Here is a 13,200-nt window from a genome sequence, read left to right on the forward strand (position 1 = left end):
GTAAAAAGCGATGGAAAACTTACCGCTGGTCAGTGTTATTATCCCCGTTCACAATGGAGAAAACTATCTAGCTGACGCCATTGAAAGCGTTTTGGGTCAGAATTATCAGCCTCTAGAAATTCTAGTTATTGATGATGGTTCTACCGATAAAACCGCTGAAATTGCCAAGGAATATGGGGAGAAAATTCGCTACATTTATCAATTAAATGCCGGTCCGGCTGCAGCTCGCAACGCTGGCATAAAACTAGCAAACGGCGACATACTGGGGTTTTTAGATGCGGACGATTTATGGTCTGAAAATTGTTTGCACGCATTAGTCACCCCCTTGCGAGAATTTCCCGAGATTTTAATTGCCCAAGGGTTAATTCAAGAACTCGAACTCTCCGAGTCTCAGTTTCAAGAAACTTCTGTCTCCTATCAATACATTAATTTGGGAAGCGCTCTATATCGCCGAGTCGTTTTCGACAAACTTACCGGATTTGATGCCACCATGCGCTATGGCGAAGATGTGGATTTCTTCTTGCGAGCTTGGGAAAATAATATTCCCAAAACAGTCATCAAAACCGTCACGTTATTTTATCGCAAGCACGAGCAAAATATGACGGCGGGGAAAAAATTAGTAGACTTGGGGTTTTTGAGAGTGTATAAAAAGCACATCGAGCGCAAACGCCAACGCCAAGAATCTGCCCTCAGCTTACCCACTAATTTACCGCCGCTATCGGAATATCTCGGCGTTCATCCCAGTCATCCTCGATTTCAGTCATTTAATTAATTATTAACCTGAGGCAATCAATTGGGCGGAAAAAGCAAAAAACTGGGAATGAAGGATAACTCGATGCTGCAAACCACCGATTAACTGACAAAGAATGCAGGGAGTTTAACATGAGCGACAGTCAACCCTTAGTGAGTGCGATTATTCCGGTTTACAACTGCGATCGCTACTTAAAAGAAACGATTCTCAGCGTTTTGCAGCAAACTCATCCCCCCTTTGAAATCCTGGTCATTGATGATGGTTCCACCGACAACAGTGCTGCAGTAGCACAGGAATTTTCCGACTCCATTCAATACTATTCTCAACCCAATCAGGGTGCGGGAACTGCTCGCAACTATGGCACTCAACTCGCCAAAGGCAACTATTTTGCTTTTTTAGATGCAGATGATTTGTGGGAGAAAGACAAATTAACTCGTCAACTGCAAATCTTTGCCAATCGCCCGGAAGTGGACATGGTATTCGGACAGATGAAAAACTTTCACAGTCCCGAACTTCCCGAAAGTGTCAAACAGCAGTTTTACTGTCCTCCGGAATTAATTCCGGGATATCATCCTGGAACCTTGTTGATTAAACGCGAGGCGTTTGAGCGTGTCGGATCGTTCGATACCCAGTGGAAATTAGGGGAATTTATCGACTGGTATTTAAAAGCAATGGAAGCGGGGTTAAACAGCGCCATGTTACCTGAATTGGTACTCAGGCGCAGGATTCATCAAACGAATACTGGGAGTCGCGATCGCGACTTCCGAAAAGACTACGTTCGCATTGTCAAAGCATCCCTGGATCGCCGTCGAGGGAAAAAGCAACTATGAAATTTAACTTGAAGCAGCGGTTAAAAGCGGGTGTAAAAGGATTTCTCAATCCTTCCCCCCAGTCAGCAAAAGTTCTCAACGTACCGCCGGAACCCCGGGTTATTATCAGCGATCGCCTATTAGAAAATAAAAACGTCCTGATTACCGGCACCGGGCGTAATATTGGCAGAAGTATTGCCCTGGAAATGGCGAAACAGGGAGCCAATATCTTTGGAATTGAGCGTTCTGCCAACAAAACAGAACAATTAGAGTCGGAATTAAAATCCTATCCAATTCACTTTCAAAGCTTTACGTTTGATATCTCTAGGCATGAGGAAATGGTCCAGTTTTGTCGCGAATTAGAGTCCAGTGAAATTGATATAGATGTACTGGTGAATAATGTGGGACTGAAAATCGAGAACATCGGACTACAAAAGTTCAATTTGGACGATTGGCACGCTACTTTTAATACTAATGTATTGGAACCGATGTTTTTAACTCAGGCGATCGCCAACAGAATGCGCGATCGGCAACGGAAGGGGTCGATTATATTTATCACTTCTATACACCAGTGGGAAATTTCCCGCTGGGTGAGCTACAGTGCCTCTAAAGCCGCATTAAGAGCGATCGTCAAAGAACTCGCCCTAGACCTTGCGCCCCATGACATCCGGGTGAATGGAATTGCGCCGGGATGGATCGCAGAAAACGAGGACGGCACCCCGCTGCCGCACCCTTATACCGTCCTGGATCGGCATTCTATTCCCCCGCGTTACATTGGCAGAGCGGCAGTATATTTAGCGGCGGATTATTTCTCACAATTTACGACCGGCACGATTCTCAAAATCGATGCCGGATTATCTTTATACAATCATCGCGTTCGCGAACATCCACCCCACTGACGAGGTAATTGCCCAAACCCTAAAAAATAGGATGATTGTGATGCTAAAATCTCGACTCAAACAAATGTGGAAAAACCGAATCCAATATCGGTTTAAATCCCCACTGCAAAGCAACTGCCCCGAATTCGCGCGTTTATTCCCCCAAGGCGCGAAACTGCAGCGCGTTGCTAGGGGATTTGAGTTTACAGAAGGGCCGGTTTGGTTTGGCGAACGGCAGGTGCTTTTATTTAGCGATATTCCCGCCAATATTATTTACCAACTCAGCGCCACGGGTGAGGTCACTGTATTTAGAAAACCCAGTCACCACGCCAACGGCTTAACCCGCGACAGACAAGGACAATTGATTGCCTGCGAACATGGAACTCGCCGCGTTACCCGCACGGAAATGGATGGAAAAATTACCCCATTAGCTGTCAGTTTTAACGGCAAAAAATTAAACAGTCCGAATGATGTTGTGGTCAAAAGTGATGGGGCGATTTACTTTACCGATCCGCCCTATGGAATCGAGCCACAACAGCAAGAACAACCGATGCAAGGGGTTTATCTCATTTCCGGCGATCGCACCGAAACCGAAATTCTCCTCGTCGCCGATGATTTCGAGAAACCCAATGGTTTAGCGTTTTCGCCCGATGAGAAAACACTCTACGTGGATGATTCCCAACGCCGTCACATTCGCGTGTTTGATGTTTTAGAAAATGGTAAGCTAGGGAACAGTCGAATTTTTGCCGATATGAATGTCAAAGAACCCGGTTTGCCCGATGGGATGAAATGCGATCGCCAAGGCAATCTTTACTGTACCGGTGCCGCTGGAGTGTGGATTTTTAACCCGCAAGGCACTCATTTAGGAACGATTCTCACCCCAGAACAACCGAGCAACTGTGCTTGGGGAGATGACGATGGGCAAACCCTTTATATCACCGCTCAAACTTCCCTCTATAAAATCCGCGTCAATTCCCCAGGAATTCCAGTTTTCCCCTCACTCCCAGCATAAGATGGGAACGATTACACATCAAGGTTCCGCCTCATCTGGAAGTCGGTATGCAACCGGATGGGCAGAATTTCTTCTCCATTAAAATATCGAGGACACTGAATATGAACCAACAAAATCCGATGATTTGGGGTCAGCCCACATTCGAGCAAAAACGACTGCTCCAAGCTGCTGTGGAAACCAGCGAAAAAGCGATTGCTTACTGGGAAGAATGGAGCGCCTCAGTCAATATTGAAACCCTAGATTCGGAATCATATCGCTTGCTGCCATTATTGTATCGAAATTTGTCCCAATACCATATCGGCGATCGCCCCTTGGCGAAGCTGAAAGGCGTGTATCGACGAACCTGGTGTGAAAACCAGGTGATTTTCAAAAAATTAACTGAAATATTACAAGAATTTGAAGCGGCAAGCATTCCCAGTCTCTTAATCAAAGATGCTGCTTTATGTTTGCTTTATTACTCCGATATTGGAGAGCGAACGATTCATAACTTTGAGATACTTGTCTGCGGGGAAGATGCGATAACCGCAATGAAAATCCTGTCGCGCATGGGGTGGAAACCTAAAAAACCCATCCCCGATCGCCTTTCTCCATCGGATTGTGTCTGGGAATTTACCACCCAATCCAATTTATCTTTAATGTTGCGCTGGCATTTATTTTGGGATGCCTTTGGCGAACCACTGGAAGAAACCTTTTGGCAAGGGGCCAGAAAAACTGCAGTGGGTGACACCTTCACCCATGTTTTGCACCCCACGGATCGATTATTTTATATTAGCGTAGCCGGCGGTTCCAGAACTCCCGTGGTGCCCTTAGTGCGGCTAGCCGATGCTTGCAGAATCCTGCAAGTGGATGGGGATGAAATTGATGGGGATGAATTGCGCGATCGCGTCAAAACCTTTCGCTTTATCCTCCCTTGGCAAAACTTTATCAAAGCCTTTGAAGATACCTTTCACGTACCGTTTGTCAATCCCACCGTTTCCACCAGCCAAACCTTAAGCGCTTCGCAATTTGAACGGCAAGAGTGGCGCTGCTTGCACTCCACTTCTCATTCCCCAATCAAGCGAGTGCTGAACAAGTATTTTACGTATCAAAGAAGGTTTGGAGCGCCGGAATACCGCGTCAATTGGGTAAAATTTTTCCGCACCTTAAAGACTTAGATTGCAGTGACAATCTTGCAGGGGAAAACTCCCGTGGGGGGAAAGTCTTTTATCGGATAGCCATCCGTAGAGAAGGTTATGGTAAACTAGAATGGGGAGACAGTGGGGAAATAATTCCCCTCGGTTTTGTTTCTCCTTCCTCGCTTGCACCCTGTCCAAATTCTAGATTGATTCCAAACAATGACCCATTCTTCTACGCCATCCGAGTTGTCTTTCCAGAGCAATACTCCCGAGGAAACCGCCCAGGTGAAATATGGGGAACGAGAGATTGAGGAAGGTAAATTAATTACCTTCCCCAATCCCCGTGTGGGAAGACGCTACGATATTCACATCACCTTGCCGGAATTTACCTGTAAATGTCCCTTTTCTGGCTATCCAGATTTTGCGACAATTTACCTAACTTACGTGCCTAACGAGCGGGTGGTGGAACTGAAGGCGATTAAGCTGTACATTAATAGTTACCGCGATCGCTACATTTCCCATGAAGAAGCCGTGAATCAAATTCTCGATGATTTTGTGGCTGCTTGCAACCCGTTAGATGCAACCATTAAAGCGGATTTCAACCCACGCGGAAACGTTCACACCGTCATCGAAGTTCGCCATCAAAAGTCCGAATAATCATAATACAATTTCCTGTTTTCTCGTTCCCAGCTCATGCTGGGAACGAACCATCCGAGTTCCGCCTCCTGCAAGAAACTACAATTTTTCCCAAAAAACATTAGTTTTGATTGGCGAAACGAGAAGAAGCGATCGCAGGTTCTCCCGGAGTGGAACCGCTTTCTAAATTATCCAACATTTCGAGAACTTCGCGCTCGAATGCCACTTGGGCGCGATTGGTTTTTCCGCCTACATAAAATTCCCCCTCTTTTTCCAGCGCCCAAACTTGGGAATGAGACACATAACTCATCACCACGCCCATCATTAACAATCCAAACCCGAGATAAACAATCGGGATGCCCGGATCTGCTTTAATTTGCAACCCAGTGCTGCCAATTAAATCCTTAACTTTTAGGGTAACGCCATTCACCTCAGTTGCCATTCCGGTGCGAAGCGAGGTAATCAGTTTACCATCAGAACCATAAATTAATACAGTGCCCTGTAAATCTTTGGCCACCACAGAAACCCCTTCGCTCAAATCCGGTTTAGTGGGAATCCAAGTGCCCCAAAATCGCCCGTTTCCATTGGTATTTAACTTCGCCATTGGAAGCTGAAAAATGGGGCTATTATTAAGCTGCACTTGTACTGCAGCAACGCCCCAATCGGTTTGATACATGGTCACGCCTTTGTAGCGCAGGGGTTTATTCACGTGAATGGTGGTGCGATCGCGCTGGTTTCCCTCTTCATCCAATACCGAAAGGTCAGAATAAAACTGGTCAATCGTCCCATCGGGCAGATAATCAATCCAAAATCGATTGACTTTCACCGCCCAATCTTGCGGCACTTGCGCCGCCGCCAAAGGTCCGGCATCGATAATATTTTGCACGCGAAATACTTGCCCACTCGGAACCATTTCCTGCGCCATAAATCCGGTGAGCGCGCCCCAAATTGCCCCAGCTAAAATAATTAACATGCTGGCGTGAACCAAAATCGGACCGATTTTCCCGATTAATCCTTTGCGCGCGTAGAGGGCGTCGCCTTCGCGAAACACCCGATAGCGGCGTTTTTTTAACAGGTTTTCCAATCCCTCTATCGTCCCGATTTTGACTTGGGCGCTGAGGGCTAATTTTTCAAATTGGCGCGGTTTCTGGTAGAATTTCCAGCGACGGGCTGCAGTTAAGGCGGGGAATTGATGGGTAAAGGTGCAGGCGGTTAAGCTAGACCCGAAGAGTACCAGGAGGGATAAAAACCACCAGGTGCGATAAACGCTATCGAGTCCCATGAACAGAATCACTTTCCAGGTTAAAAAGCCAAATAAGGCGGGGTTTTCTGGATAGTTGGATTGGTAATAGGCGAGGGATTGACCTTGTTCGATGACGGTTCCGGAGATGCTGAAGAATGCGATCGCGAGTAACAGGGCGATCGCCAAGCGCAAATCCCCCAAAAACCGCAATACCTGCTGGCGGAAAAACCGCTTCAAACTCGACCAGCCGTTCGCTACAGTAGAAACAGAAGAATTGTCACTTGTCATTAGTCTTTTCTAGTTTAGTTGTGATGCTTTACTCGGTCAGTAGAACCTTGTTGCTTTCGCGAAAAGAAGAATAAGAAATCCTGTCAAATTGCGCGCCGCCACGCTTTTCTATTACGCCACGGGAACGAGGCGAAATAACAGAGAAAATACGCCAAATCCGACTAACAGCGCCCCACTGACGGGGGTAATCCAAGCGGACCATCGGCGCATTTCCAGCAGTTTTTTCAAGGTAGCGGTGAAGGTGCCGGCTAAAATCAAAGGCGCGACATAACCGGCGGTGTAGGAAAGAAGCAGCGCGCCACCGAGGAGGGTATTTTGCGTCGCCGCCACCCAGGCGAGCAAGGTTGCTAAAACTGGAGTGCTACAGGGAGATGCTACTAACCCAAATGTCAGTCCCAAAAGATAGGACCGCACCCCATCAGGCACGGTTTTGGGGATAAAATCCATGCCATCAACGGAAGGAAGTTTTAGGGGCAATGCTTCCAGGAGATTGAGACCCATGAGAATGGCGATAATGCTGACAATAATCGGCAATCCGATGCCCACTTGTCCGTACACCTGGCCCAGGAAAGCGGCGAGAATGCCCAATCCGGCGAGGGTGGTGGCTAACCCCAGGGAAAACCAGGTGGACTGAGTGGCCGCTTGCAGGCGACTTTTTGCCTCATAGCCGCCGATATAGCCGATGGTAATCGGAAGCATGGACAACATGCAAGGGGTCAAACTGGTGAGCAAACCGGCGAGAAAAATAATCCCGACGCTAACCCAGGTGAGGTGACTTAGCTGGGTGGAGACGAGGGTATCGGCAAATTGTTGCAGTCGGTACAGTTGGGTTTGCACAGTATCTATCATGCTTTGGTTTTGCAGAACGCCCGATCTGAAGCAATTGTAACCTAAATGGGGATCCGGTGCTGGGATGGGCGATGGCGATGCAGGGGCGATCGCTTCGCAAGGAGGATGCAGGCGCGGTTAATTCTCGGAGAAATCAAGACCTGCGATCGCCTTTCCATTCGATAAAATAACACCATTACCCTTGTAAATACTCCGGCGAGGTTGCCCATGTCTGTCATACCTCAATCCCCTGTTTCCGAATTAAAAATTACCTGGCCCAAACTCCCAGATGACTTTGTACTCCCGGACGATCCTGTGGAAAATTCAGAACATCCTTTATTAGCGAACGCCTTGCGTCAATCCCTGCCTTCAGGATTAATAGAATCGGCTTTAATTACCAGCAATTTTGCCCTCTGTGCTGCAATTAATGACCGCTTTATTTGTAAAGCTCCCGATTGGATGTACGTTTGTCCCCTAGAACCTTGGCCCCATTCCGCTCCCCGTCGCAGCTATACCCCTCACACGGAAGGACCGGTTCCGTTAATCGTGATGGAATTTCTCTCCGACACCTATGGGGAAGAATATTCTATGGAGTTTCAACAGCGCATCGGCAAATGGTATTTTTACGAACAGGTAATTAAAGTGCCGATTTATGCTATTTTTCAGCCGCAAACCGCTCATTTAGAAGTTTACGCTTTAGAGTCGCAGGGCTATCAAGTTCAAACCACGAATGCAGCGGGTCGATATTGGATTCCCGGACTCGAATTAGAGTTGGGCGTCTGGGAGGGGACCCGCGATAACCGCACCGGCAATTGGTTGCGCTGGTGGAATGCTCAGGGAGAACTGCTCCTGTGGCCCGAAGAACTTGCGGAGGATGAGCGCCAGCGTGCGGACACTGAGCGCCAGCGTGCGGACACTGAGCGCCAGCGTGCGGACACTGAGCGCCAGCGTGCGGAACAACTGGCGCAACGGTTGCGGGAGTTGGGCGTGGATCCGGATAGTTGATGCTGGATTCGATTACCTCAAGGAAATGAGAGGTGCTTTATTCTCCCATTCATCCCGAATCTGCCTGTGAAAAGTCGGCTTTAAATTAGCCCGTTGATGCTAAGGATGGGGAGAATTGTTTTGCCCGAGGCGATCGCATAATTTGTCAGGCAAAGTCCTGCGATCGCCTCGATTTTTATTATTTGTGTCTCACAACACCAATACAATACAATATATAGACCCTCCTACCCTCGGCGGCGTCTTCTCGAAGCGGATCCGCGCCGATCGTGCAAGGAGACCACCTCAGCTTGACTGCTTTCGCGGGCGACGCGAATCAACATGCCGGCGCACATCAAACTGGCAATCATCGAACTGCCTCCATAGCTAAAAAACGGTAAGGGCAAGCCGGTGGTAGGTAGCGCCCCAGTTGCCACGCCAATATTGAGCAAAGACTGTCCGATGGTGACCACCATTGCCCCGATCGCCACTAACTGAAACACCATTTCTCGCGCTTTATACGCCACCAACAGGGCCACGGTGGCATAACTGCCCAGCAGCAGCATGAACATCATACTGCCGACAAATCCAAATTCTTCGGCAAACACGGCAAAGATAAAATCCGTATATTGAATCGGCAAGTAGAGCAGTTTTTGTTGCGACAGCCCAAAACCGGTGCCCAGGGTGCCACCGGATCCCACAGCGAGCAAACTTTGAATGAGCTGATATCCATCGCCGAAGCGATCGGACCAGGGATTTAAAAACGACATCACCCGCCGTCGCTGATATTCTTTCACGGTAATACTAATCAGGGCTAACATCACCCCACCCAAGGCGGTGCTCCCCAAATAATAAAATGGCAATCCCGCCCCTAGGGCAATCAACCATAAACTCATGCCACACAGGGCCGTGGTACTCAGGTTCGGTTGCAGCAAAATGCCGAACAGTACCGCCGCAAAAATCAATACCCAGGTGATGCGAACCCCCCACCGCAGACGGTTCCATTGCCCGAAAATCCTAGCCGCCTGTAAAATCAAAAAAGGTTTGATCAGTTCGGAGGGTTGAATCGGAATCGGTCCGACTTTCAGCCAGCGCGTCGCCCCGTTGACGGTGGTACCCACCCCGGGGACAATCGTCAGCAAAATCAACCCGAGGAAAATAATTACTCCCCAATCGGCAAATCGTTGAATGTAGCGCAGGGGGAAGTACACCAGAATATTGAAGCCAACTAAACCCAAGACAACCCAGATGAGTTGTCGTTTGAAGTAATAGAGTCCATCGCCAAAGTCGGCATTGGCGCTGGGGTAGGAGGCGGAGAAGAGTACCGCCAATCCCACAAACAGCCACAGGAATGTCAACCACCGCAACAAACGAGCTTCGATGGCCCACTCTTTGACGGCGGGGTCATAAATTGGAATCAGTAGGCGTTGCATATCAGGGGCGATCGCTGCAAAAGTTTAGTTCAGTATATTTTAATTTTCTCCGTTCCAACATGGTCTGAGAATGGGTGAATTGAAAATGAATAATTTTAAATTGATAATTGGTAATTTGCCCACACAAGCCGCCGCCTTTCCCCCTGAAAACGCAAAAAGAGGTCTTGGAGACCCCTTTTCCTCTGTATGGATAGCTGTAAAAGCTTTTTTCGTAGCCTGGGTAAAAATTACATTAAGCCGGTATTCATTCCGGGCTTGCCGGTGGCGAGTTGCACTTTGAGAATTTTGCCACCCATTTTCATAATCCGTTGCTGTTCTTTGAACCAGTTGTCGTAGGGCACCAGCTTGGTGAAATAGGTGTTTTGCAGTTCGCGCTGGGTGCGGATCCGCGTCTGACTGGGAACGCAGGCAGTCACCTTAAACATTCTCATGGGATTGTCTCTCCTGATTGGATTCGGAAAAATTTCTTATGTGAACGCGACTATTTTAATTCAAGGCAGGGAGTCGAGAGTCAATACTAGATCGCTAAAACTCAATTCATATGCCTGAACGAGCCTTTGACGAGCTAGCACTCACTCTGGACTTCCCTGACCTCAAAACAAGGGGAATTGGTTGTCTGAGTCCTTCTCAAGTTGCGCTCAACTCAGAAGTTAGAGGCGATCGCCTCCGACTCTCCAACCTCATCACTCAATAGTTAGCTCAAGCCAGAGCAGATGTAGTCGAAGTAAACGCCCATTTCTTTACCGGCGTCGGGACCGACTAAACCGGCGGTGACTTCTTTCATGGCTTGGATGGCTTGCACGGTTGCGCCGATGGGCACACCCAGGGAGTTGTAGGTTTCCTTCAACCCATTGAGCACGCGCTCGTCGAGAATGGAAGGATCGCCTGCCAGCATGGCGTAGGTGGAATAGCGCAGGTAGTAGTCGAGGTCGCGAATGCAAGCCGCATAGCGACGGGTGGTGTACATGTTGCCACCCGGACGGGTGACGTCAGAGTACAGCAGAGACTTGGCAACGGCTTCCTTCACGATGGTGGCGGCGTTGGCGCTGATGGTGGTTGCCGCGCGAACCCGCAGTTCGCCGGTTTGGAAGTAGCCCTTGAGCTTGTCAAGAGCGGCGTTGTCTAGGTACTTACCTTGAACGTCAGAGGAGTTAATAACGGCAGTGATTGCGTCTTGCATCTTTATGTTTCCTTAAACTGCGTAATCTGGGATGGTTTGCCTTGAACGAAGTAGTAGTGCCGAATCGCCCTACTGCATCGCACCGATAACGTAGTCGAAGTAGGAGCTAGCTTCTGCTGCGTCTTCCGCAGACAGCAGAGAACCCGCCACATTCTTCATGGCGCGGATTCCTTCCGCAACCGCTTCGATGGGGGTGCCCAGGGATTTGTACATCTCGCGCACGCCCACGATGCCGATTTCTTCGATCGGGGTCACGTCGCCCGCAACGATACCGTAGCTAATCAGGCGCAGATAGTAGTCCAAGTCGCGCAAGCAGGTGGCGGTCATTTCTTCGCCGTAGGCGTTTCCACCCGGAGACACCACGTCAGGACGCTTTTGGAACAGTTGGTCGCCCGCTTGCTTCACGATCCGCTCGCGAGATTCGCTCATAATTTGAGCGATGCGGACGCGACGTTCGCCAGTGGTGACGAAAGCTTTGATCCGATCCAGTTCGCCTGGGCTCAGGTAACGAGCCTCAGCATCGGCATTCACGATGGACTTCGTGACGATACTCATTAACGACTTCCTCCAACTTCTTTAGAGAGTGTATCCAGATTTGTAAGCTATGAAATCAGCTTTTTGCAACTCGGTGGCCGGGTCTGTGTCTTTAAGCTTTTTTACTTAAGCACTCAGGATCGGAAACCGGAGTCCCTTTCTCCTGAGCTGGCCCAGATGTCCCCTCAGTATTGTAAGGGAACTTGTGACACAAAAAAACACTGACTTCGGCAGGTTTTGCAAATACGGATATTTTGCAGCATGACGTTTACTTTCGCGACAGTTGCGTAACATTTTGTAATAAAAATCCTCATATTTTCCCCTCAATCCCCCTAAATTGAGTATTTTTACTCATGTTTTCCGGGGAAAATTGGCAACCTAGCTGAAATATTGCTGTTTGGCGATAAGCAATTTGCTACGCTTTCAGAGGATCCACCAGCGGCTCGCAACCCTTCCCACCCCCCCGATCGCGATCGCCCTCCCTCCGGCGATGATAAAATCCCCCCAAACCGATCTAGGGATTCTTTGAGAATTTCAGGACAATCACACCAACCTCACGGGTTGGGTGGCAAACTCGAAAGCCACCCTACAGGTCTATAACCGGATCCAGGCGATCGCTCCTGACCCAATCCGGAAACGCGATCGCCATTCCACTCGATTCATATCGCCCATGCAAGCCAATTCCTGACTCAGCCAACCGGGCAGGCACCGAATCGGTGAACAAGACTCTACCTCATCAATACAATATAAGAACCGCTATATTTCAGTGGGATGTGGCTTAATCCCCCAATAGCTCCACGGGGCGAAAGCGTCTCCATCCACACCTTCGCCCCGCAAGATTTCGGCTTATCGGGTCGATCCCCCACCAGGCGCTTGTCCGGCGATTTCCACTTCCAACCCATACCGATCGCTGTTGCCGCGTTTGACCCTAATTAGGAGAACTTTTTCCACTCCCTTGTTATTTTGCCGAATCTCGTTTCGGTTGACATGAATGTAGGTGGTCACCACTTGACGCCAAGCTGTCCATCCATCGGGGTTTTGGGCCGCGAGTCCCTTCGCGGACTTGCGGCATTCCGTCGGTTAACGGGATTGCCCAATTTCTGCCTATTTTGAAGGCTCCGCAAACTCTGCCAGTGAATAAGAGTTTTCTCATATGAGAGGAAGAAATCCCGAGTATTTGTGCTGCTTGAGTAGATCCAACTATTCTCATCGAAAAAAACTGTTGCTATTAAACTATAGTTTAAATCTAGCAGGGGTTGGCAAATTTGTCTAGTCCCGAAACACAATTCTTTACATTAGCAGCGCTCCCAACCTCCCAAAAGTAGAATTACTCATTCCAGAGGGGTCTTGGCAAAATTAGATATAGCAGGTCTCTTTCTTGATGCGATCCGCAACCGAATAGTCCCAACCGCGCAGGCACCGAAGCGATGAAAAAATGTTAAACTAAGCAATTCCGTCACCAGAACTACTCGTCTTCAGAACCGGACTTGAGATTTTCACCTCATCCGGCTC

Annotated in this window: 17 protein-coding genes; 8 read left to right on the forward strand and 9 right to left on the reverse strand. The window is 48.7% G+C overall.

Going from position 1 to position 13,200, the window contains the following annotated elements; translation table 11 throughout:
- Nucleotides 1-10 precede the first annotated feature (10 nt).
- The 6 genes from LKK83_RS16790 to queF all read left to right on the forward strand — a co-directional run bounded on the left by LKK83_RS16790 (nt 11) and on the right by queF (nt 5,222).
- Nucleotides 11-772: a glycosyltransferase family 2 protein gene (locus tag LKK83_RS16790; protein WP_324632385.1), complete on the forward strand. Its 762-nt coding sequence runs from the start codon at nt 11-13 to the stop codon at nt 770-772.
- Nucleotides 773-882: 110 nt separating this feature from the next.
- On the forward strand, nt 883-1,581 hold the full coding sequence (locus LKK83_RS16795) for a glycosyltransferase family 2 protein (protein ID WP_324632386.1): 699 nt from the start codon (nt 883-885) through the stop codon (nt 1,579-1,581).
- Entirely contained in the window at nt 1,578-2,459 is an 882-nt protein-coding gene (locus LKK83_RS16800; protein ID WP_324632387.1) for an SDR family NAD(P)-dependent oxidoreductase, read from the forward strand. The genes LKK83_RS16795 and LKK83_RS16800 overlap by 4 nt, the downstream gene beginning before the upstream one ends.
- 40 nt (nt 2,460-2,499) lie before the next feature.
- Nucleotides 2,500-3,450, forward strand: a complete 951-nt coding sequence (locus tag LKK83_RS16805) for an SMP-30/gluconolactonase/LRE family protein (RefSeq protein ID WP_324632388.1) — start codon at nt 2,500-2,502, stop codon at nt 3,448-3,450.
- A 101-nt stretch (nt 3,451-3,551) separates the two neighbouring features.
- Nucleotides 3,552-4,604 (forward strand): nucleotidyltransferase family protein, encoded by a 1,053-nt coding sequence (locus LKK83_RS16810; protein ID WP_324632389.1) that lies wholly within the window; start codon nt 3,552-3,554, stop codon nt 4,602-4,604.
- Between the two features lie 180 nt (nt 4,605-4,784).
- Nucleotides 4,785-5,222, forward strand: a complete 438-nt coding sequence (gene queF, locus LKK83_RS16815; protein ID WP_324632390.1) for a preQ(1) synthase — start codon at nt 4,785-4,787, stop codon at nt 5,220-5,222.
- Nucleotides 5,223-5,322: 100 nt separating this feature from the next.
- On the opposite strand, the gene LKK83_RS16820 is transcribed toward queF, so the two are convergent.
- From LKK83_RS16820 to LKK83_RS16830, 3 genes are all read right to left on the reverse strand, one after another.
- On the reverse strand, nt 5,323-6,732 hold the full coding sequence (locus LKK83_RS16820) for a cytochrome c biogenesis protein (protein WP_324632391.1): 1,410 nt from the start codon (nt 6,730-6,732) through the stop codon (nt 5,323-5,325).
- Nucleotides 6,733-6,843: 111 nt separating this feature from the next.
- Nucleotides 6,844-7,581 carry a cytochrome c biogenesis protein CcdA gene (locus LKK83_RS16825; RefSeq protein WP_324632392.1) on the reverse strand — a complete coding sequence of 246 codons (738 nt, stop codon included), beginning with the start codon at nt 7,579-7,581 and terminating at the stop codon, nt 6,844-6,846.
- Nucleotides 7,582-7,622: 41 nt separating this feature from the next.
- A complete protein-coding gene (locus LKK83_RS16830; protein WP_324632393.1) occupies nt 7,623-7,799 on the reverse strand; it encodes a hypothetical protein in 177 nt (58 codons plus the stop codon).
- Here LKK83_RS16830 and LKK83_RS16835 point away from each other — a divergent pair.
- Complete coding sequence (locus tag LKK83_RS16835) at nt 7,789-8,565, forward strand: Uma2 family endonuclease (RefSeq protein WP_324632394.1); 777 nt, start codon at nt 7,789-7,791, stop codon at nt 8,563-8,565. The two genes, LKK83_RS16830 and LKK83_RS16835, sit on opposite strands and share 11 nt — an antisense overlap.
- 224 nt (nt 8,566-8,789) lie before the next feature.
- Here the strand turns inward: LKK83_RS16835 and LKK83_RS16840 are convergent, their stop codons facing one another.
- Both LKK83_RS16840 and LKK83_RS16845 read right to left on the reverse strand, forming a co-directional pair.
- Nucleotides 8,790-9,974: an FtsW/RodA/SpoVE family cell cycle protein gene (locus tag LKK83_RS16840; protein WP_324632395.1), complete on the reverse strand. Its 1,185-nt coding sequence runs from the start codon at nt 9,972-9,974 to the stop codon at nt 8,790-8,792.
- A gap of 227 nt (nt 9,975-10,201) precedes the next feature.
- Nucleotides 10,202-10,405, reverse strand: a complete 204-nt coding sequence (locus LKK83_RS16845) for a phycobilisome linker polypeptide (RefSeq protein ID WP_324632396.1) — start codon at nt 10,403-10,405, stop codon at nt 10,202-10,204.
- Between the two features lie 110 nt (nt 10,406-10,515).
- Between LKK83_RS16845 and LKK83_RS16850 the strand changes: the two genes are divergently transcribed.
- Nucleotides 10,516-10,668 (forward strand): hypothetical protein, encoded by a 153-nt coding sequence (locus tag LKK83_RS16850; protein WP_324632397.1) that lies wholly within the window; start codon nt 10,516-10,518, stop codon nt 10,666-10,668.
- Here the strand turns inward: LKK83_RS16850 and apcB are convergent, their stop codons facing one another.
- The 4 genes from apcB to LKK83_RS16870 form a co-directional block, all read right to left on the reverse strand.
- Nucleotides 10,669-11,154: an allophycocyanin subunit beta gene (apcB, locus tag LKK83_RS16855; RefSeq protein ID WP_324632399.1), complete on the reverse strand. Its 486-nt coding sequence runs from the start codon at nt 11,152-11,154 to the stop codon at nt 10,669-10,671.
- 69 nt (nt 11,155-11,223) lie between these two features.
- Nucleotides 11,224-11,709, reverse strand: a complete 486-nt coding sequence (apcA, locus tag LKK83_RS16860) for an allophycocyanin subunit alpha (RefSeq protein WP_324632400.1) — start codon at nt 11,707-11,709, stop codon at nt 11,224-11,226.
- A gap of 565 nt (nt 11,710-12,274) precedes the next feature.
- Entirely contained in the window at nt 12,275-12,412 is a 138-nt protein-coding gene (locus tag LKK83_RS16865) for a hypothetical protein (RefSeq protein WP_324632401.1), read from the reverse strand.
- Between the two features lie 122 nt (nt 12,413-12,534).
- The gene (locus tag LKK83_RS16870) at nt 12,535-12,696 is read right to left on the reverse strand and encodes a hypothetical protein (RefSeq protein ID WP_324632403.1); all 162 of its coding nucleotides are present in this window, start codon (nt 12,694-12,696) and stop codon (nt 12,535-12,537) included.
- Between the last annotated feature and the right edge of the window lie 504 nt (nt 12,697-13,200).

This window comes from Phormidium sp. CCY1219 (assembly GCF_035615515.1).
GTDB lineage: Bacteria > Cyanobacteriota > Cyanobacteriia > Cyanobacteriales > Laspinemataceae > CCY1219.